Origin of the sequence: Exilibacterium tricleocarpae (assembly GCF_007004655.1) — a bacterium.
Taxonomy (GTDB): Bacteria; Pseudomonadota; Gammaproteobacteria; order Pseudomonadales; family Cellvibrionaceae; genus Exilibacterium; species Exilibacterium tricleocarpae.
Genome location: NZ_ML660110.1, coordinates 52,650 through 73,249, shown reverse-complemented (window position 1 = coordinate 73,249; position 20,600 = coordinate 52,650). Strand labels below are relative to the sequence as shown.

General features: G+C 61.2%; 16 protein-coding genes. All 16 read right to left on the bottom strand.

Annotated elements, in window-relative coordinates:
• Positions 1 to 65: 65 nt before the first annotated feature.
• Positions 66 to 2,549 (bottom strand): PQQ-binding-like beta-propeller repeat protein, encoded by a 2,484-nt coding sequence (locus FKG94_RS25395; protein WP_218943646.1) that lies wholly within the window; start codon positions 2,547 to 2,549, stop codon positions 66 to 68.
• Between the two features lie 102 nt (positions 2,550 to 2,651).
• A complete protein-coding gene (locus FKG94_RS25390; RefSeq protein ID WP_142929759.1) occupies positions 2,652 to 3,689 on the bottom strand; it encodes a VOC family protein in 1,038 nt (345 codons plus the stop codon).
• Between the two features lie 409 nt (positions 3,690 to 4,098).
• On the bottom strand, positions 4,099 to 5,394 hold the full coding sequence (locus tag FKG94_RS25385; RefSeq protein WP_142929775.1) for an ammonium transporter: 1,296 nt from the start codon (positions 5,392 to 5,394) through the stop codon (positions 4,099 to 4,101).
• Between the two features lie 535 nt (positions 5,395 to 5,929).
• Complete coding sequence (locus FKG94_RS25380) at positions 5,930 to 7,951, bottom strand: transglutaminase TgpA family protein (protein ID WP_142929758.1); 2,022 nt, start codon at positions 7,949 to 7,951, stop codon at positions 5,930 to 5,932.
• On the bottom strand, positions 7,948 to 8,928 hold the full coding sequence (locus FKG94_RS25375) for a DUF58 domain-containing protein (RefSeq protein ID WP_218943645.1): 981 nt from the start codon (positions 8,926 to 8,928) through the stop codon (positions 7,948 to 7,950). The genes FKG94_RS25380 and FKG94_RS25375 overlap by 4 nt, the downstream gene beginning before the upstream one ends.
• Positions 8,929 to 9,018: 90 nt before the next feature.
• A complete protein-coding gene (locus FKG94_RS25370; RefSeq protein ID WP_142929757.1) occupies positions 9,019 to 9,942 on the bottom strand; it encodes an AAA family ATPase in 924 nt (307 codons plus the stop codon).
• Between the two features lie 79 nt (positions 9,943 to 10,021).
• On the bottom strand, positions 10,022 to 11,218 hold the full coding sequence (locus FKG94_RS25365; protein WP_142929756.1) for an O-succinylhomoserine sulfhydrylase: 1,197 nt from the start codon (positions 11,216 to 11,218) through the stop codon (positions 10,022 to 10,024).
• Positions 11,219 to 11,519: 301 nt separating this feature from the next.
• Entirely contained in the window at positions 11,520 to 13,055 is a 1,536-nt protein-coding gene (gene purF, locus FKG94_RS25360) for an amidophosphoribosyltransferase (RefSeq protein ID WP_142929755.1), read from the bottom strand.
• Between the two features lie 27 nt (positions 13,056 to 13,082).
• Positions 13,083 to 13,580 carry a CvpA family protein gene (locus FKG94_RS25355; RefSeq protein WP_142929754.1) on the bottom strand — a complete coding sequence of 166 codons (498 nt, stop codon included), beginning with the start codon at positions 13,578 to 13,580 and terminating at the stop codon, positions 13,083 to 13,085.
• Positions 13,581 to 13,695: 115 nt separating this feature from the next.
• The gene (locus FKG94_RS25350; protein WP_142929753.1) at positions 13,696 to 14,208 is read right to left on the bottom strand and encodes an SPOR domain-containing protein; all 513 of its coding nucleotides are present in this window, start codon (positions 14,206 to 14,208) and stop codon (positions 13,696 to 13,698) included.
• Between the two features lie 70 nt (positions 14,209 to 14,278).
• Positions 14,279 to 15,775 carry a glutamate ligase domain-containing protein gene (locus FKG94_RS29080; RefSeq protein ID WP_218943644.1) on the bottom strand — a complete coding sequence of 499 codons (1,497 nt, stop codon included), beginning with the start codon at positions 15,773 to 15,775 and terminating at the stop codon, positions 14,279 to 14,281.
• Between the two features lie 18 nt (positions 15,776 to 15,793).
• The gene (gene accD / locus FKG94_RS25340) at positions 15,794 to 16,660 is read right to left on the bottom strand and encodes an acetyl-CoA carboxylase, carboxyltransferase subunit beta (RefSeq protein WP_142929752.1); all 867 of its coding nucleotides are present in this window, start codon (positions 16,658 to 16,660) and stop codon (positions 15,794 to 15,796) included.
• Positions 16,661 to 16,682: 22 nt separating this feature from the next.
• Positions 16,683 to 17,495 (bottom strand): tryptophan synthase subunit alpha, encoded by an 813-nt coding sequence (gene trpA / locus FKG94_RS25335; protein WP_142929751.1) that lies wholly within the window; start codon positions 17,493 to 17,495, stop codon positions 16,683 to 16,685.
• A gap of 47 nt (positions 17,496 to 17,542) precedes the next feature.
• A complete protein-coding gene (gene trpB / locus FKG94_RS25330; RefSeq protein ID WP_142929750.1) occupies positions 17,543 to 18,769 on the bottom strand; it encodes a tryptophan synthase subunit beta in 1,227 nt (408 codons plus the stop codon).
• A gap of 85 nt (positions 18,770 to 18,854) precedes the next feature.
• Entirely contained in the window at positions 18,855 to 19,490 is a 636-nt protein-coding gene (locus tag FKG94_RS25325) for a phosphoribosylanthranilate isomerase (protein ID WP_142929749.1), read from the bottom strand.
• A 55-nt stretch (positions 19,491 to 19,545) separates the two neighbouring features.
• Positions 19,546 to 20,466: a tRNA pseudouridine(38-40) synthase TruA gene (gene truA, locus FKG94_RS25320; RefSeq protein ID WP_142929748.1), complete on the bottom strand. Its 921-nt coding sequence runs from the start codon at positions 20,464 to 20,466 to the stop codon at positions 19,546 to 19,548.
• Positions 20,467 to 20,600: the final 134 nt, after the last annotated feature.

The window sequence follows — 20,600 nt, the reverse complement described above, 5'->3', positions numbered from 1 at the left end:
AATCGATATCAGGTGTGACGAAGTGCCGGGTAATTTAAGAGACCCAGGTTTCCGTCAACAACAACTCACTCACTCTCCAGTGCATAGGCAATCACATAACCGCCTTTGCCATCGCGAACACTCCTGGAATCCGTGTAGGTGCCTGTGCTCGGGTCCCGGGGGTAACGCCAACTGGGGTTAGGCACCGTGACGATAAGGTGTTGCCTGCCGGTTGCTTCCGACAGATAGGTCATCGGCGTCGCCTGGCCGCTGCCCGGTAACTCAGCGGACCATTTCACCGCGCCGGTGCGCAGGTCAAAAGCGCGCACCGTGCGGTCCATGGTTGAAGCGATAAAGGTCAAGCCACCGCGGGTGGTCAGCGTCCCGGCCCGTATGGCGACACCCACCTGGAAAGGCAAGCCACTGCGAAGGCCAAATGGCCCCGAGTCCTTCATACTGCCGACCGGACGCCGCCAGAGCAGTTCATTCGTGTTGAGATCGATAACCGCAATCTGTGACCAGGGCGGCTCAAAGCACGGCACCTGCGTACCAAAGCGCGACATAAACGGCAGCGTCAGTCCGTAGTAGCGAATGCGCACATGATCATAGGGATCGTTCGGATCGGGGTCGCGCGCCGGCGGCACCGGCGCATCCGGGTCCATCCGCACGGCGGGGTGATCGGCACCAAGCAGCATGGCGGCACGCGGTCCCGCAGCGGCCACCTGCTCCGGCGTCACCAGCATAAGCCGGTTGGCCAACAACATCGGGGCGGCGACCAATAGACCGTTGTCGGCATCCACAGAAACGCTGCCCCAGTTAAAGCCACCGAAATTGGCCGGAAACTGCAGACTGCCTGCTGGTGTCGGCGGCGTAAACAATCCCTCGTAACGCAACAGTTTGTATTCGACCCGACACAAAAGCTGGTCGAGCGGGGTCAGGCCCCACATATCTTTCTCATGCAGATAGGGATGAAAATTGGGCAGTGGTGAAAACGGCTGCGTCGGCGCAAGATAATCACCGACCGCGGGGTCTTGGGGAGCGGCGCGCTCCTCAATGGGATAGACAGGGGTTCCGTCGCGCCGGTCAAGCAAAAAGATAGCACCCATTTTTGTCGGCACGGCCACCGACGGCACCCGCTCCCCATCGCGCTCGACATCGACGAGTACCGGCTGAGCAGGCACATCATAGTCCCAGATATCATGGTGCACGGTCTGATACTTCCAGCGCGGCTCACCTGTCGCGGCATCGATGGCCACGACCGATGAAGACCATTCATCATCGAGGGGTCGCCGTTCACCACCGTAGTAATCGGGCGGCGCGTTGCCGGTCGGCGCATAAATAAGGTCCAGTTCGGCATCGTAACTCATGACCGACCAGACGTTGGGTGTGCCGCGGGTGTATTCCTCCCCCGGCCCGGGCTCGCCATACTCGCCGGGATTACCGAGATCCCAGGCCCAGACGAAACTGCCGGTCAAGGCGTCAAACGCGCGCACGACCCCCGACGGCATGCCGAGGTCCTGGGAATCCAGCACCAAGCCACCGACCACCAGCACATCATCGGCAACCAGCGGCGGCGATGTCACATAATACTGGTTCGCGTTGTGCTCGCCCATGCCCTTGCGCAGGTTAACGGCGCCGCCAGCACCGAAATCACTGCAGCGCTCACCCGTCATGGCATCGACGGCTATCAGCCGCGCATCGATGGTGCCGGTAACAATACGTTTCGGGCATTGCCCTGTGTAATCGGCCGGTGCCTCGTGATAGCTGATACCGCGACAGGTGCGCGCGTACTGATGCGTGCCTGGCGGTTTTGCCTGCGGATCATGGCGCCAGACTTCTTCGCCGCTGTCACTGTCGACGGCAATCAAAATGTTACGCGCGCCGCAGATATACAACAGGCCATTTACCTGCAGGGGTGTCATCTTGAAATCGTCTTCAACACCGGTGCGGTAACGCCACACTTCTTTCAGCTTGGCCACCGTCTCGGTGTTGATCTGATCGATTTCGGCAAAGCGGGTGCCGCCCGCGGTATTGCCGTAGTGGCGCCAATCCCCGGTCGCGGTCGCCTCTGCAATCGGCCGCACGGTGCCGGTGCCATTTTGCGTATAGCCTTGACCGGCGGCAATCAGCAAAACGGCGAGCGCGGCAAGGCCCGGAATCACGAACCAGGGTTTTGTCGCCGGCACCTCAGCACCGTAACGCGCTTTTAGTGTGGCTTGATACCAGGGTGTCAGGAACCACAGGGCAAGACCGATCCACATGGCCAGGCGGGGCAGCAGCGCCAACAGGTAAAGGTCAGATTCAAATAGCGCCCAGACGATCGTCACAGCGATAATACCGCCATAGACGCGCGGCGCCAGCACGTTGCGCCGGACCATCATTATCGCCACCACAAGTGTCGCAATACCGGCAGTGACGTAGTAAAGACTCCCGCCTTTATAAACGAGAAAGCCACCGAGCAGCGTCAGGTACAGCCCGACTAACGACAAAAAGACGATAAAGGTCCAATGGGCAATGCGAGCAAACATGGCGCTTTTTTTGACTCCGCTGCACTCCGCTGCGTTGCGCATACCGCTATCGCATCACGAACAGATTATTGATTTTCAGTGCCGGATAGGGAGGCTATCCACGCTGGCGATGGCACCACCGGACAAACCTCCCGACGTTTACTTTCAGGTGCCGTCACCGGTGAAGTTTTGTGACGAGAAAACGGCGTCGGCAGTGACGACCTGAAAGCCCAACAGATTGCCGTCCGGATCGCGGCCAAACAGCACCTGCCCGCCGTCCAGCGGCTCGGCCTCGCTGACAACGGTGCCGCCGGCAGCGACCAGTTTTTCGCGAGCAGCAGCCAGGTCGGTGACGTCGAAGACAATCATGTTGTAGCCCAGGGCATCCACCGGGCGCGGCTCAGCCGGCAATTCGGTGGGATGGCTGTGATATTGAATAATTTCCAGCTCCAGATTTCGAACCTGGAACCAGGCAAACTCAAGCTTCGTGCCGGGAAGACCCGAGACCTTGTCGAACTCGTCCCCCGAGAGACTAAACAGGTTGCCAACACGCCGCGGCTTTTTCTGGTCCAGCAATCTTGAGTAAAACGAGACAGCGCGATCGATATCCGGTGTCGCCAGCGAGATATGCCGGATACGGTAGTCATTCTCGGGCGGTGTATCGAGCTCGAGCGCGGCAATGTCCACGTGCTCAATCTCAACGATCAGTTCGTCAGCGTCGTACACATAAGCATAGTAAACCGGTCGCGCCGGGTTTACCTGGGCCATGTCGCGCGCCCCGATCGGCGTTGCACCGGCGGCAAGAAAGCGCTCATAGGTCTTGGTTTTTTGCGCCACCTGGAAACAAAGATGGGCGATGCCCGGCCCATAGACTTCTATCCTCGACGCCTCTTTCGCTGCCGCTGACCGGTTTTCAAACTGCATAAAGCGCAGTTGCGCGTTGCTGCTTTTCATCAGTCGCGTCGACGCCCTGATACCCTCGCGCCCCGCCAGGGCATCTATCACCGACACATCGCTGAGCGCGCTGTCTTCGACGTGCTGCAGGTCTGCCACATCACCGTAGAAAGCACTGGACCTATCGAGATCGCTGACCGACACACCGACATAATTAATGCCGCGAAAGATAGTTTCCGCCGGCTCGGGTGATCCGGTGCACGCCCCAAGAGACAGGGCGGCGAGCAGCCCAATCGCAATTTTGCGCATATAGCATTCCTTCCCTTCCGGGAGAGCCGGCCACCCCGTACGACAGGGTGCCCGGGTTTATTCACCTGCAGATATCACTTATCGACAGACATCACTTCAGCGGCGGAGTCGGCGGCAAGATTTACGCACCTCCCTGCTACCTAGGCCAGTGGATCATCAACGGAGTAACTGACACATAGTCCATTACCGGGCGATATTAATACCACCTAATGAATAAATCGTCAATAAAAGGGTCGGACTGGTGCAGTTCAAGCATTTGCGATCCCTGGCCAGACAAATTGTCTATGTAATAGCTAAATCCGGCCCCTGACGGCCATGACCGGGAAATAGGCCACCCGCACAATACATAACCCGCAGACAAAAAAGCTGGCCTGTGGAGCCAGCTTTTGAACGGAACGTAAAAAGTTGATTAATACTTGTAACCTGATTCCTCGTGTAGCACCAGGTCCAGCCCCTGGGTCTCATCCTCTGCCGATACGCGGATACCGTTGGTCAGCAGGCCGGTGAGTTTCAACAACACAAAGGTCACCACCGCGGTATAGAAAAACGTCGCCACCACACCAATGGCCTGTACACCGAGCTGTTCACCGATACTGTTGATGCCGTCGGCAAAGCCCTGGCCGCTGAAAATACCCAGCTCCGTCGAGGCGAACACGCCGGCCAGCAAAGTACCTAACACACCGCCGACACCGTGCACCGGAAACACATCGAGGGAGTCGTCAATCACCAGCTTGCGCTTGATAAACTGCGTCATATAAAAACACACCAAACCGGCACTCAAGCCGATAACCAGAGCGCCGGCCGGACCGACAAAACCGGAGGCCGGCGTAATCGTGCCCAGGCCCGCCACCATCCCGGTCACTATGCCCAGGACGCTGGGTTTACCGAACTTCAGCCACTCCACCACCATCCAGGCCAGCGAGCCCGCCGCCGCGGAAATATGGGTGACCAGCATGGCCATGGCGGCGTCGCCATTGGCCGCCAGGGCACTGCCGGCATTGAAACCGAACCAGCCCACCCACAGCATACCGGCTCCGGTTATCGTCATGGTCATGTTATGCGGTGGCATGGCAGTGGTGGGAAAGCCGTTGCGGTTGCCGATCACCACGGCGGCGACCAGCGCCGCTACCCCGGCGGTAATATGTACGACCGTGCCGCCGGCAAAATCCAACAACCCCATGGCACCGAGCCAGCCGCCGCCCCAGACCCAGTGGCAAATCGGCGCATACACCGCCACCAGCCACAGGGCGCTGAAAGTCAACAGGGAGGAAAACTTCACTCGTTCGGCAAAGGCGCCGACAATCAGCGCCGGTGTAATAATGGCGAAGGTCAGCTGAAACATAACGAACAGAATTTCCGGAATGTCCCCCGCCACAGCCTGTTCACCGATGCCGGCCAAGAAAGCTTTGCTCAAATCGCCGATCCAGCGATTGCCTTCGCCGAAACTCAGACTGTACACCGCGGCCAGCCACAGCAGCGAGGCGATACAGGCGATCGCAAAACACTGCATCAACACAGATAACACATTTTTCGAACGCACCAGCCCGCCGTAAAACAACGACAGTCCCGGCAGTGTCATAAACAGTACCAAGGCTGTGGCCGTCAGTATCCAGGCGGTGTTGCCCGCGTCGATCCCGTCGGCGGCCAGCGCCAGTTGCGGTGCGGCCAACCCCAGCGGTAAAAGTAACCGCAGCAAAGATTTTATCGTCACTTGAGATGTCCTTCAGTTGGTTATGATATTTTCGGCGAGTAGCCGGCGTCCGCCCAGGCACTCGCTGATGCGGTGTGAGCAACGCCGAATCACTCATTTATTGCACTGAATGTGTGCTTTTTGGTGCAACACCGCCATGTTTGACGACCATTGCACCCTGCGGGCGGGATTATTTTTGTAGCCCTTGGCGTTTAAAGCCATAAAGCTCTGCCATGCACTATTTATGCCCTAAGATTTTTTCTTTTTTAATCAAATAGTTAAAAAATATTGCGACGCTGTCCTGCCATAAAATGCACCGCAATGGCGCTCACACCGGAAAATCGCACTAGATTGGAACATACTGTTTTGAGACGCTTCTTTTTTGGTGCAAGGCTTATTGTTCGAAGGGCTCCTCGAAGGGGTCGGGGTGCTTGAGTTTTGACCAGGCAAGACCTGGTCAAAACTCGAGCACCCCGACCCCGCACCATGCCACAGCTTGGCGGATCAAAAATAAGAACAGCACGCGAGACTGACGAAACAGAGCGCAGGCTTAACGAAACAGATTGCGAGTCGCCGTAAACCGCGCCACACTGCGGCGCAACTCGGGCACCAGCGCCGCCTGGCCGGCGTAGCTGATACGCTCGTAGAGATCGGTTATTGCCAATACTGCCTGCTCGAGGTCCGGCCGGCGGGTGGCAACACGACGGGCAAAATCCCGCGGCGGCTCTCCCGGCGCGCGGGCCAGACCGGCGCGGGACAGCTTCCGCACAAACCGCTGATACTGGCGGGTAGCGGGACTCGGGCGGGGTTTGCGCCCTTTTAACAATACGCGCAGGGCAATCAAACCGAGAATGGCACCGCCAACCCCGATCACCAGCAACGCCACCCGCAACGGACTCACCTCCCCCAACAATTGCCGCAACAGACCCGCCTGCATAGTGCTGTCGTAGCCCAGCACACGCCGGTGCCAGCGGTAGTTAAGTGCGTCCCACTGCAACCTTAATCGATTCAACCAGGCGATGGCCCGGTAGCGGTCGAGCGCCAGCACGCCGCTGACCAGTTGCGACTCCTGTTCCGACAGGGCGCTACGCAGGTCCGCCTCAATACGCTCGGGCGCCACCGCACCGGTGGGATCGACCCGCACCCAGCCACGCCCGCGCAACCAGACTTCAGCCCAGGCGTGGGCGTCATACTGGCGCACCTGCAGATAACCTTCCAACGGATTCAGCTCTCCGCCCAGATAGCCCACCACCACCCGCGCCGGCACGCCGGCAGCGCGCAACATAAAAACGAAACTGCCGGCAAAATGCTCACAGAAGCCCCGCTTGGTGCCCCACAAAAATTCGTCCACGCTGTCGCGACCGAGCGGTGGGGGCTCGAGCGTATAAGTAAAATCACTGTTGTAATAGTCCAGCAACCGCTCGACATAGGCCTCGGTACTGCCCGCGTCCCGATACCACTCTTGGGCCTGACGCCGCGCCCGCGGGTTGAAATCGTCCGGCAGTTGCAGCTCCTGGCGCAGGCGCCAGTCCGGCAGCGGCTGGGCCTCGAGCCGGTAGTCGGGGTAAGAGGTGACCCGATAGCGCAGGCGCTTGCCCACCGGTTCGCGATATACGAGACGAAAATCCCGGGTCAGACTGATACCGGTGCTGTAATCGCGGGGTGTGGCCAGGGCAAACAGCCACGGTTGATGGCTCGGTTCCATAATCACTTCATAGGTCCGCGATGAGCCCGAAACCTCAACCAGCCGCTGCCAGGGTTGCGGATTGTCAGGAGTCGCCAGGACCGGGCCGTCGCGAAACCCGGCAATTCGGGCCTGGCTCCAGCGGCGGCCGTCAAATCGGGAAAACACCAACCCCCGCCAATAGCGTTGCGACGGCGGCGGCACTGCACCGTCGAAGGCAACCCTAAACGCCAGGCCGCCGCTTCTGGCAAGCCGGGTGATATCGCCCGGCGACATACTGTCGCTGACACCAGTACTAGCGGCACTTTGTTGCATCGGCACCGACCAGAGCGCGCCGAGGCGAGGCAGCACCAGAAACAGTAACACCATCATCGGCAGGCACTGCAGCACCAGCTTGGCGGCCAGTTGCACGCTGCGCAAGGGCTGCTTATGGCCTTCGGACTGGTTGAGTCCGATCAGTGCCGCAGTCAGCAACACCACACACAGCAGCGCATAAACAGCGGCCGGCATGGTAGTGGAAAACAACAACTGGGTGGAGCAGGTGAAAAAGCCCAGGTAGATCACCACCAGCGCGTCGCGACGCCGGTGCATCTCCAGCAGCTTCAGCACAAAGGCCGCCAGCAACAGTGCCACCATGGGTTCGAGTCCGAAAAAGCGCCCGTAGCCAAACAGCAGACTGGCACCACAGACAATAACCAGCAGCGCTTTCACCGGCGCGCCGGGAAACGCCCAGACGCCGCGAAACACCTGCACCCGCCAGGCCACTACAAACAGCCAGGCGCCCACCAGCCACACCGGCAGGCGCGGTATATGGGGAGCGATGGCGGCCGCCTGGGCCACCAGCAGCCAGGCCAGGCTGTTGCGGGGCAGTTGGTAAACCAGTTTCACGCCGCCACCTGCCTGGCGGCGCGCGCCGGCGGTGCAAACAGCGCCAGGGCCTTCAACACCTGCTGTTTATGTTCGAGCCCCTTGCCCGGGCGTATCTCCACACCGGGCAGGCGCAGGCCGTACTCGTTTTGGGTTTTACTGATTTCCAACACCCAGTAACACAGCCGCGACAGGCGCCCCTCTTTATCGAAACGGTCAAAGAATTCCCAATCCAGCCACAGCCGCTGGTCGACAAGGGCGGTAAAGTCTTTGGTGTGCAAACCCTGTCCGCGGGCATAGTGCTTCCAGGCGATATGGCGCAGCGACTCTCCGGGCCGGTAGGCCTTGAGTCCGTTAAAGTCCTCACTGCCGTGGTCGGCGGCCAGGCTGCCGTCGTCGGCGACGGCCTCGGCCGGCGGCACCTTGCCGCCGTAGATCGGCCGCGGATAGACCAGCACCCGGATATCGAGATCGAGCCAGGTCCAGCAGCGCATTAATCCCAGCGGGTAATAGGTCTCCACCAACAGACGGCCCGGGTCCATCCAGCCCCGCTCGCGGGTGGGTACAAACAGTTTGCAGCGGGTTTCGCGGCTGTCGAGCAGATTGGCCGCCACGGTGCTGCCATCGGGCCAGCCCAGCAGGATATTTTCATACTGGCGGCCGCCTTCGGCACTGACCAACAGTGTCACTTCGGCATCTTCACCGACGAACGCCGGCACCGAGTCCAGCGCCCGCAGCGTCACCCCGGAGAGATTGCCGAAGGTATGCAGAATCGACACGACAAACAGACTGGTCAGCAAAAACGCCAGACCGATGACCAGGTTGTTTTCATAGTTGGTGCCCACCAGCCACAACAACAGGGTCACCACCAGAAATCCGGCGCCCGCCGCCGACGGGAAAATAAAGAGTTTGAAACGGTCGAGCGTCTGCGGGCTCTGGGCCGGCAACCGTTTTCGCACCCAGCGCCAGAAACGCCGTTGAAAGTACTTCACTGCCACCGTCGTCGCTACCTTCGTTTTTAACTGGGTTTTTAACTGGGTTGTTAACTAGGTTGTCACCCTCGTTGTTACCTGCTTGGCCAACAGGGTTCAGCTGCCGATCACATCGACGCCGTTCAGCGCGCGCTCCACCAGCGCATAGCCGCTCTGGTCGTCGTAATCCGCCGCGTCCCGCACCCGGTGGGCCACCACCGAGGGCATCACTGTCTGCAGGTCTTCGGGAATCACATGCCGGCGCCCGTGCAGCAGCGCCCAGGTTTTGGCGCAGCGCAGCAGCGCCAGCGCCCCGCGCGGCGATATGCCGTAGGAAAACGCGCTCGAGACGCGGGTGTATTCCACCAGCCGCTGCAGGTAATCCAGCAGGCTGTCGGCCACCTGTACGTTTTCCACGTCGCTTTGCAACTCGCCCAATTGCACCGGCGTCACACAGGCGGATATCTGCGACAGCCGCTGGCGCGGGTCCTCACCCTTAAACAGGGCGCGCTCGGCGTCGCGGTCGGGGTACCCCAGTTCGATGCGCATCAAAAACCGATCGAGTTGGGATTCGGGCAGTGGGTAGGTGCCCGACTGAGTGACGGGGTTTTGGGTGGCAATCACAAAAAAATTGTCGGGTAGGGCGCGGGTCTCCCCTTCCACCGTTACCTGGCCCTCCTCCATCGCCTCCAGTAACGCGCTCTGGGTTTTTGGGGTGGTGCGGTTGATTTCGTCAGCCAGTAACACCTGGGTAAAAATCGGTCCGGGATGGAATTCGAACTGGCCGGCATTTTTATCAAACACGGATACGCCCAGGATATCCGCCGGCAACAAATCACTGGTGAACTGTATGCGGTTGTAGCGCAGCCCCAGCACATTGGCGAGCGCGTGGGCGAGCGTGGTCTTACCCATGCCGGGCAGGTCTTCGATCAATAAATGCCCCCTGGCAAACAGGCAGGTCAGGGCGAGTTTGACCTGGTGCTCCTTGCCCAACAACACTTTGCCGATTTCGCTGACAATACGCCTGACCAGAATTTCCACTGCACTGCATCCTCCGACTGGGCCGCGCCCCACCCAGGGAGCTGCCGGCCAGTGACAAAATAAAGTTTAGAGTAAGTCGTTAAAGTGCATCGATACCGCGCTGCAAATCTGTGATCAGATCGGCAGTTGCCTCCAGCCCCACCGCTACCCGGATCAGATTATCGGTGATCTGTGCCCGCTGCTTGTCCTGCTCGGACAGACGGCTGTGGGTAGTGGTGGCCGGATGCACGATAGTGGTTTTCGCATCGCCCAGGTTGGCTGTCAGCGACATCAGCCGGGTGGCGTCGATAAAGCGCCAGGCCGCATCCCGGTCACCTTTGACCTGGAACGACAGCACCCCGCCAAACGCCCGTTGCTGGCGCCGGGCCAGTGCATGCCCGGGGTGGGACGGCAGGCCCGCATAGTAGACTTTTTCAATCGCCGGCCGGGCAGACAGCCACTCGGCTATGGTCATGGCGCCGGCGGAGTGGGCATCCATGCGCAGGCGCAATGTTTCCAGGCCTTTTAGAAACACCCAGGCATTGAACGGACTCATGGTCGGCCCCGCCGAGCGCAGAAACCCGGTGACTTCATCCATATGTTCGGCGCTGCCCACCACCACACCGCCGACACAGCGGCCCTGGCCATCGAGGTATTTGGTGGCGGAGTGAATCACCAGATCGGCGCCCAGCGCCAGCGGCTGCTGCAATGCCGGTGTGCAAAAGCAGTTGTCCACGATCAACAGGCAATTATGCGCGCGGGCGAGTTCGGCCAGGCGGGCGATATCCACGACCTCGCAAATCGGGTTGGACGGCGTTTCCAGAAACAGCACCCGGGTAGCGGGCGTGATGGCGCGCTCCCAGGCGGCGTAGTCGGTAGTATCGACAAAGGTGGTGTCGACGCCGAATTTGCGCAGGTATTTGTTAAACAGCACAGTGGTAGTACCGAACACGCTGCGCGCGCAGACCAGGTGATCGCCGGCGCTCAACAATGCCATACAGGTACTGAGGATGGCCGCCATCCCGGAAGCGGTGGCGACGGCGGCCTCACCGCCTTCGAGCGCCGCGATACGTTCCTGAAACAGGCGCACAGTGGGGTTGGTATAACGGGAGTAGACATTGCCGGGGGCGTCGCCGGCAAAGCGCGCCGCCGCCTCGGCCGCCGATGGGAATACGTAGCTGGAGGTGGTGAAGATAGCCTCGCCGTGTTCGCCCTCATGGGTGCGTCTGTGTCCCGCGCGAATCGCCAGGGTGGCGATATCCGCCTGGTCCAGAGGGTCTTCGGGGTTGTCTGTCATACCGGTTGTCTCAGTATTTTATGGTTATGTACCGCAAATGCCACTTTCGACCAGCTGCCAATTCTCTCAACATATGACCGTTTTGTAGATCAGTAATAAACCCGCGGTACACTGGGGAGCTGCCACTGGCACGGGGGAGTGGCACCCCTCGAAGGGGACGCAACTGACGTTACGTCCCCGCACCATGCCGCCTAAGGAGGTGCCATTTGAGGCAAGGTGGTCCTCCTCGAGGGGTGAGAGCAAAAATTAAAAAGCAATTGTTGCTCTGACCCCGTACCGTGCCGACTGGACTGTGCGCCGGTCAGGAAACTTCAACGGAATCGTTGTGCAATCCGATAACCGCACTATCGCCGTCATCACCGTTTTTGTGGGCTTTGGTGGCGTCGTTACGGGCGGCGTCGAGGCGGTCCAGAAAGCGCTTGTCCACATCACCGGTAATGTACTCACCAGTAAACACCGCAGCCTCAAACGTCTGAATTTCCGGATTGCCCTCCGCCGAGGCGGCTACCAGATCGCCAATGTCCTGATACAACAGCCAGTCGGCGCCGATCTCTTTGCAAATGGCGTCGTGGTCGAGACCGTGGGCAATCAGTTCGTTGGCCGACGGCATATCGATACCATAGACATTGGGGTACTTGACGGCCGGTGCCGCCGACGCAAAGTAAACCTTGGCGGCGCCCGCATCCCGGGCCATCTGGATAATCTGCTTGCAGGTTGTCCCGCGCACGATCGAGTCGTCCACCAACATGACGTTTTTGCCCTGAAACTCGAGACCGATGGCATTGAGTTTTTGACGCACGGACTTTTTGCGCTGTTGTTGCCCGGGCATGATAAATGTGCGCCCGATATAACGGTTTTTGACCAGCCCCTCGCGAAATTTCACGCCCAGGCGCTGCGCCAGCGCCTGGCCGGCAACCCGGCTGCTGTCGGGTATGGGGATCACGACATCGATATCGTGGTCCGGGCGCTCGCGCAGTATCTTGTCCGCCAGCTTTTCCCCCTGGCGCAGGCGCGCTTTGTATACCGACACGCCATCCATAATAGAGTCGGGACGGGCAAAATAAACATGCTCAAAGATACACGGCGACAGCGACGGATTCTCGGCACACTGGCGGGTGTGGCACTGCCCTGCGCCGGTAATATAGACCGCTTCGCCGGGAGCGACGTCGCGTACCAGCTCGTACCCGAGCACATCCAGCGCCACACTCTCGGAGGCGATCATGTATTCAATGCCCCTCTTTTTGCTCTCCCGGGTGCCGAACACCAGCGGCCGGATACCGTGGGGATCGCGAAACGCCACCACGCCGTAACCGGCGATCAACGCCACCACCGCATAGCCACCGCGCACGCGCCGGTGCACGGCGGCGATAGCGTCGAAGATATCATCTTCGGAGGGCACCGGCTTGCCGCGCGCCTGCAACTCGTGGGCAAACACATTGAGCAACACCTCCGAGTCGGAATCCGTGTTGACATGGCGGAGGTCGGATTTGTGCAGGTGCTCGGCCACCTCTTCGAGGTTGGTGAGGTTGCCGTTATGCGCCAGGGCGATACCGTAGGGTGAGTTGACATAAAACGGCTGCGCCAGCGCGGGACCGGTACTGCCGGCCGTCGGGTAACGCACATGGCCGATACCCATATTGCCGACCAGCCGCTGCATATGGCGGGTGCGAAACACATCGCGCACCAGCCCGTTGGCCTTTTGCTGCGCCAGCTTACCTTTGTCGTCGCAGGTGACAATACCGGCGGCGTCCTGGCCGCGATGCTGCAACATGGTCAAAGCCCCGTAGAGCTTTAAATTGACATCGTTCCTACCGACAATACCGACAATGCCACACATAATCGCCTCTAACTCAATCCACCGGGATTAATTTATCAGTGCGAGAACGCGGTCCGACAGCGCCGAGGCCATCTGCCGGGTCCAGTCCTCTAATTGTAAAAACTGCGGAATCAACGCCGACTCCCGCCACCACAGATCCTGGTCAATCGGTACCACCGCCGGTACCAGTATCAAAATCGCCACCACCACGATCACACCGCGCGCCAGCCCGAACACCATACCAAACATCCGGTCGGTGCCCGACAGCCCGGTTATCTTCACCAGTTCGCCGATCAGGTAATTGACCATGGCGCCCACCACCAGGGTGGCGGCAAACAACAGGCCGAAGGCCAGCATTTCACGGACGGAGGGGGTTTGCACGGAGTCGGCCAGAAGTGTCGCCAGGGAGTCGCGAAAGGTCATGGCGACAATGAACGCCAGTCCCCAGTTAGCCAGCGACAGCGCCTCGCGCACGAAGCCCCGTTTCAGACTGATAATGCTGGAGACAGCCAAAATGGCTACTATGGTCCAGTCCGCCCAATTCATAGGTTCGACTTCATAGGTTCTGCGGCCGCTCAACTGACTCGCTCTGAAGGGGCTGCATTCTAGCAGAGCTATCGCGCCGGTGACCAGCAGTGGTTTTCAGCGCCAGGACCCGACCTCAAGGTCGAAATCGCAGCACCAGTGTCTCCACATCCAAGGCCTTGTCCAGCTCCTGTTTGACGGCCATGGCGCTGGCTTTGTCGATCTTGGGGCCGACAAAAACCCGCACGGCGGGCCCTTTGGCGGTGTTCACCTGGCGGGTATAGGCTTTGTAACCGTCGGCCAGCAGCCGCTCGCGCAACTTATCGGCGCGCGCCGTGCTGGTAAAGCTGGCCACCTGCACCACCCAACTGACCGGGATACCCTGGGGATCGAGGCGCTTTTGCACCGGCCGCTCCGGCTCCGGTTCCTTGGGCTGAAACATTTCCTCGGGGTCCTTGGCCGGTACGATGCCCTGGGGGCGCACCGGCTCCCGGGTCTCCAGCGGCACCAGCCCGGGGGCCGGGGGAATCTGGCTGGTAGCGTCCAGCGGGCGGCGCACTTCGCGATTAAACAGCACCGGCAGGAAGATGACGGCAGCCGCTGTCAATACCAGCGCCCCTACCAGCCGTTGTTTTAATCCGTCGTCCACGCGAACCCCTTTGATCTCAAAAAATTGGTCTTCATAGTCTTGTTAGACAAGCCGTTTCAAAAAACGACTGTCAAGCCTCGCCCTTGCGGCACTGCGCCAATACCGCCGCCACGGTCAGAAAGGAGCCGATCACCAGCACCCGGTCGCCCGGCCCGGCAGCCGCCACGGCCCGGTCGAAAGCCTCCGCCACTGTATCACAGGCGCTGACCCGGGCGCTCAGACGAGTTAACGCCTGCTGCAACTGAGCGGCGCTGGCGGCCCGCGCCACCCCTGCCAAGCCGCCTACAAACCAGGCTGCCACCTGTTCGGTCAGTGCCCCCAAGGTGCCCTCCAGGTCTTTGTCGGCCATCATGGCCGCCACCGCGTAAGTGGCGCCGGGTACCGGCCGCTGCCGCAGTTGCCGCTGCAGGTAGGCCGCCGCCGCCGGATTGTGGGCCACATCCAGCAGGATGTCGATACCGCGGAAAGTGAGCGACTGTAACCGTCCCCGCAGCGACAGGCGCGGTACGACTGTGCGTACGCGGGCCTCGGGCAAAGCGATACCCGCGCAGAGCAGGGCCTGGAGCCCGGCGGCCACACTCGGCAGCGGCAGTCCGGGCAGCGCCAGATCGTCGAAGCGAACGACCTCGCCCGCCGGCCCGCGACCACTGAAACACCAATTGCCGGTGCCTGTCCCACTGCCCGCAGTGCCTGTCCCAGCACCACCACCAGCACCACCAATGCCTGTCCCAGTGTCAGTGCCTGTCCCAGCAGTGTAAGTGCCTGTCCCACTGCCCGTATCACCACCAGTACCAGCAGTGCCTGTCCCAACAGCACCAGTCCCATGGCTGCCAGTCCCATGGCTGTCACCATGGCTGCCAGTGCCTGTCCCACTGAAACTGCCGGTGCCTGTCCAACAGGCAAACTCGCGACCGATCGACAGCAGCTCAGCTCCCTTGTCCGCTGCCACCGCGGCAATACTGGCCGGCGGCTGCGGATCGGCACAGATCGCCGGGCGCCCGGCACGCAGCACACCGGCCTTTTCACGCCCGATTGTCTCACGATCGTTGCCGAGCCAAGCCTGGTGATCCAGGGCGATAGAAGTGATGACCGCGACATCCGCATCCCACAGGTTGACGGCATCGAGACGCCCGCCCAGTCCCACCTCCAGCAGTATCACATCCAGCGTGTCGGATTGGGCCAGAAAGATAGCCATGGCGGCGAGGGTACCGAACTCGAAATACGTCAGGCTGGTGTCACCCCGGGCGGCATCGATACGGGCAAACGCCGCGCAGACCGCCGCCTCAGAGACCGCCTGCCCCTGTACGCGAATGCGCTCGCAGTAGTGTTCCAGGTGTGGTGAGGTGTAGGCGCCGACCCGGTAACCGGCATCGAGCAACAACTGCTCCATGGCGGCGACACAAGAGCCCTTGCCGTTGGTGCCGGCGACGGTAATGACGGTGGGCGCCACCTGCAACACCCCCAGCGCCTGCGCGACCTTGCCGATACGGTCGAGGCCCAACTCGATGGCGGCGGGATGCAACTGCTCCAGCCAGTCGAGCCACGCCCGCAGCGACGTAAATCTCATGGACGCAAAGTCGGTGGGCTAGGCCGCGGGCCGGTGGGTGAGTTTGGCGAGGATCGAACCGATGCGCTCGCGCATGTCTCTGCGATGCAGAATCATATCGATAGCGCCGTGCTCCAAAAGAAACTCACTGCGCTGAAACCCTTTCGGCAATTTTTGCCGAATAGTCTGCTCAATGATATTGGGCCCGGCAAAACCGGCGCGGGCACCGGGCTCGGCAGCATTGATGTCGCCGAGCAGCGCCAGGCTGGCGGAGACGCCGCCGTAAACCGGGTCGGTCATCACGGAAATATAAGGAATGCCCTGCGCTTTTAGCCGCTCGACCACGGCGCTGGTCTTGGCCATCTGCATCAGTGAAATCAGCGCTTCCTGCATGCGCGCGCCGCCGGTGGCGGCAAAGCACACCAGCGGTATTCTCTCCTCCAGGGCCACCTGGGCGGCGCGGGTGAATTTTTCCCCGACGGCGTAGCCCATGGAGCCGCCGTGAAACGCAAATTCAAAGGCCACCGCCACAATGGGCTGGCCGTTCAGCTCGCCTTTCATGGCCACCAGCGCGTCTTTTTCACCGGTGCTCTTCTGCGCGCTGGAGAGGCGGTCGCGGTAGCGCTTGACGTCTTTGAATTTGAGGCGGTCGATAGGTTCGACATCGAGCCCCAGCTCTTCGCGGTTGTCGCTGTCGAGAAAAATATCCAGCCGTGTGCGGGCGCCGATGCGCATATGGTGATCGCACTTGGGGCAGACATCGAGATTGCGTTCCAGCTCCGGGCGATACAGTACCGCCGCGCATTTGACGCACTTTTTCCACAGTCCTTCCGGGACCTTGCTGCTGCCGCCGCGCTTGCCATCGGAGCGAACCACGGAAGGTACGATTTTATCTAACCAGCTCATTGATCCTATCCTCGCACAAACACTAATTCATCTCATTGATGGCCGCGCGGATCGGCGCCACCCGTTGCACCAGACCGGCGGCGATGGCCTCGCTGTCGGCCGCGGCGGCAGCACCCATATGGTCCACCAGCAAACTGCCCACCACGGCGCCGTCGGCGCTGGCCGCGATGGCCTTGGCCGAGGCCGCATCCTTAATGCCAAAGCCCACGCACAGCGGCAAATCGGTCAGTTCGCGCAACATCGCCAGTTTCGCTTTGACCGCATCCACATCCAGGTGACCGGCACCGGTCACCCCCTTCAGGGACACATAGTAGAGGAAACCACTGGCCATCGCAGCAATACGTTCGGCCCGGGCCGGGGCGGTGGTGGGCGCCAGCAGAAAAATGGTTTCGATGCCCGCCGCTTTAAGTTCAGAGTTGAGGCCTTGCGCCTCTTCGGCGGGCAGGTCCACGGTCAGCACCCCGTCCACCCCTGCCCCTGCCGCCGCCTCGGCAAAGGCCCGATAGCCCATCCGCTCGATGGGATTGGCATACCCCATCAATACCACCGGCGTGTCGCGGTTGCTTTCGCGAAAGGCGCTGACCAGCGCCAGGGTCGACCTGAGGCTGGTACCGGCCGCCAGCGCGCGCTCGTGCCCGCGCTGAATCACCGGCCCCTCGGCCATGGGATCGGAAAAGGGCACGCCCAGTTCGATAATATCTGCGCCCGCCGCCACCAGTGCGTGCATGGCCGGCAGACTCGCCTCCGGGTAGGGATCGCCGCTGACGATATAGGTGACGAGCGCCTTGCGCCCCTGAGCGCGCAAGCGACTCAAGCTCTCGGTAATTCTGTTCATGGGTTTCCGTTTATCGCTATCTTCTGAGAAGCCGGGTGACGGCGCCACTACACCTCGATGCCGTCGAGGGCTGCGACGGTGAGAATATCCTTGTCGCCACGTCCGGACAGGTTGACGACAATAATCTCGTCGCGGTGCATTTGCGCGGCCAGTTTTTCCGCATAGGCCAGGGCGTGACTCGATTCCAGCGCCGGCAGTATGCCCTCCACCAGCGTCAGCTTGCGAAACGCCGCCAGGGCTTCGTCGTCGTCGACGGCCACGTACTCGACCCGTTTCATATCCTTCAACCAGGCGTGCTCGGGACCCACGCCGGGGTAATCGAGTCCCGCCGACACCGAATGGGTTTCGATAATCTGGCCGTCTTCGTCTTCCATCAGGTAGGTGCGGTTGCCGTGCAGGACACCGGGGATACCATCGCTGAGAGGGGCGGCGTGCTTGCCGGTGTCGAGTCCCAGGCCGCCGGCCTCGACACCGTACATGGCCACAGTCTGATCAGGCAGGAATGGATGAAACAGGCCGATAGCATTGGAGCCGCCGCCGACACAGGCCACCAGTGCGTCGGGCAGGCGCCCGGTGAGGTCGAGACACTGGGCTCGCGCCTCGCGGCCGATAACGCACTGAAAATCCCTGACCAGTTGCGGGTAGGGATGGGGCCCGGCCACGGTGCCGATAATATAAAAGGTGTCGTCGACATTGGTCACCCAATCGCGCATGGCCTCGTTCATGGCGTCTTTCAGGGTGCGCGAGCCGGACTGCACCGGCACCACCTCAGCCCCCAGCAGTTTCATGCGGTAGACGTTCAACGCCTGGCGTTTGACGTCTTCCGCCCCCATGTAGACCTGGCATTCGAGCCCCAGGCGCGCCGCCACCGTGGCGCTGGCGACACCGTGCTGTCCGGCACCGGTCTCGGCGATGACCCGGCGCTTGCCGGTGTGCTTGGCCAACAGCGCCTGGCCGATGGTGTTGTTGACCTTGTGGGCACCGGTGTGATTCAGGTCCTCGCGCTTGAGAAAAATCTGTGCACCGCCGACTTCACGGCTCCAGTGCTCGGCAAAATACAACGGCGACGGACGGCCGACATAGTGGGCCAGATCGCGATCGAACTCGGCGATAAAGTCCGGATCATCTTTGAGGCGGTTATAGATGGTTTCCAGTTCTTCCAACGCCGGCATCAGCGTCTCGGAAACGAATTTTCCACCATAGGGGCCAAAGTGGCCGCGGTTGTCGGGCACACTTTGATAGTCGATTGCGGGTACTGGTTTTGGATTGTTCACTTGTCCGTCACTCGATGTTGTCGGGATACTAAAGTTTTCAGAAGATCAAGCTTCTCAGTGTACTAACGTGTCAGCCCGTTAGGGTTTATTCCGCAGTGCCGGCTCCCTTCGCGGCAGTAATAAAAGCGGCGACTTTCTGCGGGTCTTTACGCCCGGGCGCCAGCTCCACGCCGCCGCTGACGTCCACCGCATAGGGCCGGGTCCGCTCGACGGCCTCACCCACGTTGGCGGCGGTCAGGCCACCGGCCAGAATCAGTCGCTCACTGTTGCCCCGGGGTACTCGGGCCCAGTCGAAAGTGGCGCCGGTGCCGCCGGGAACACCCGGGCGATAGGCATCCAGCAAAATACCGGTGGCCGAGTCGTAGCCGGCCATGGCCGCTTCCACCTCGAGGTCGGCTCGCATGCGCAGCGCCTTTAGATACGGGCGTTGGAATTGTTCGCAATACGCGCGCGGCTCGTCGCCGTGAAACTGCAGCAAGTGCAGAGGCACCGCCGCCAGGACCCGCTCCACCAACGCCTTTTCGGGGTCGACAAACAAGCCAACCAGTGCGGTAAACGGTCCGACACTGGCGGCAATATCGCGCGCCTGGGCCGGCGTTATGCTGCGCGGACTCGGCTCCCAAAACACCAGCCCGAGGGCGTCGGCACCCGCCGCCACAGCGGCGGCGGCATCCACCGCAGAGGTGATCCCGCAAATCTTGACCCTGACGGCGCCAGCCATAAATCAGCCTCTGAGGCAAAGCGCGGATACTACCAGATTCGCGCGCCGATTGCTGCTATCCACCACCCCGGAAATCACCGTCGCCACCGCCTTCGAGGCCGGGCAGGCGGCCCAGGGCAAAGGGTAGGCAGTGGGGCCCGGGCACCTGCGGCGGCAGCCCGAAGCGGGCCGGATAGTCGATGGCCACCAGGTAGAGTCCGGCTGCCGGCGCCGTCACGCCGGCGGCGTTGCGGTCGCGGCTGGCCAGCACCTCGGCCACCCAGCCCGGCGGGCAGTCGCCGCACCCCACCGCCAGCAATACGCCGGCGATATTGCGCACCATATGGTGCAGAAAAGCATTGGCCCGCACCTCCAATATCACCAGGTCCCCAAACCTGGCGATATCGAGTCGATCGATACGGCGCACCGGATTTTTCGCCTGGCACTGGGAGGCGCGAAACGCGCTGAAGTCATGCTCGCCGAGCAGTGTCGCCGCGCCGGCACGCATGGCCTCGAGATCGAGCGCGCGGTGGAAGTAGGTAAACTGGTCGTGTTGCAGCGCGGTGCGCACGGCGCCGTTGTAGATCAGGTAGCGGTAAGTGCGACAGCGGGCACTGAAACGGGCGTGGAACTGCGGTTCGACGACCCGGGACCAGCGCACGCTGATGGTATCCGGCAGGTGGGTATTGGTGCCCAATACCCAGGCGCGGTCTCTGCGCTCGGCGAGCGTATCGAAGTGCACCACCTGGTTGGTGGCATGAACCGCGGCATCGGTGCGCCCGGCACAGACCAGGGTAATCGCCTCGGCGGCGATCTTTGACAGGGCCGCCTCGAGCGTGCGCTGCACTGTCGCCACGCCGGTACGCTGGGCCTGAAAGCCGTGATAAGGGACGCCGTTGTACTCGACACTGAGCGCCACCCGGGTCATGCCCGGCGGCCACTGCTGTCCCGGCAGGAATTCGCCGTTGCGGGTATAAGGTCTGTCGCCCTGGATCATAGCAGGTGGTCGATTAATACAGTCGGTTTGAACCTATTTGGGGTCCGAGTAAAAACCGGACTTTTGGTTTTTACTCGGACCCCAAATACTCGGTGGACGGTACTGATGGTAAAGGGACCTGGCGCCCCGCACAG

Coding starts and splice junctions, on each gene's coding strand:
- FKG94_RS25395 (WP_218943646.1), bottom strand. CDS start 2,549: ATGCGCAACGCAGCGGAGTGCAGCGGAGTCAAAAAAAGCGCCATGTTT.
- FKG94_RS25390 (WP_142929759.1), bottom strand. CDS start 3,689: ATGCGCAAAATTGCGATTGGGCTGCTCGCCGCCCTGTCTCTTGGGGCG.
- FKG94_RS25365 (WP_142929756.1), bottom strand. CDS start 11,218: ATGACAGACAACCCCGAAGACCCTCTGGACCAGGCGGATATCGCCACC.
- purF (WP_142929755.1), bottom strand. CDS start 13,055: ATGTGTGGCATTGTCGGTATTGTCGGTAGGAACGATGTCAATTTAAAG.
- FKG94_RS25355 (WP_142929754.1), bottom strand. CDS start 13,580: ATGAATTGGGCGGACTGGACCATAGTAGCCATTTTGGCTGTCTCCAGC.
- FKG94_RS29080 (WP_218943644.1), bottom strand. CDS start 15,775: ATGAGATTTACGTCGCTGCGGGCGTGGCTCGACTGGCTGGAGCAGTTG.
- accD (WP_142929752.1), bottom strand. CDS start 16,660: ATGAGCTGGTTAGATAAAATCGTACCTTCCGTGGTTCGCTCCGATGGC.
- trpA (WP_142929751.1), bottom strand. CDS start 17,495: ATGAACAGAATTACCGAGAGCTTGAGTCGCTTGCGCGCTCAGGGGCGC.
- FKG94_RS25325 (WP_142929749.1), bottom strand. CDS start 19,490: ATGGCTGGCGCCGTCAGGGTCAAGATTTGCGGGATCACCTCTGCGGTG.
- truA (WP_142929748.1), bottom strand. CDS start 20,466: ATGATCCAGGGCGACAGACCTTATACCCGCAACGGCGAATTCCTGCCG.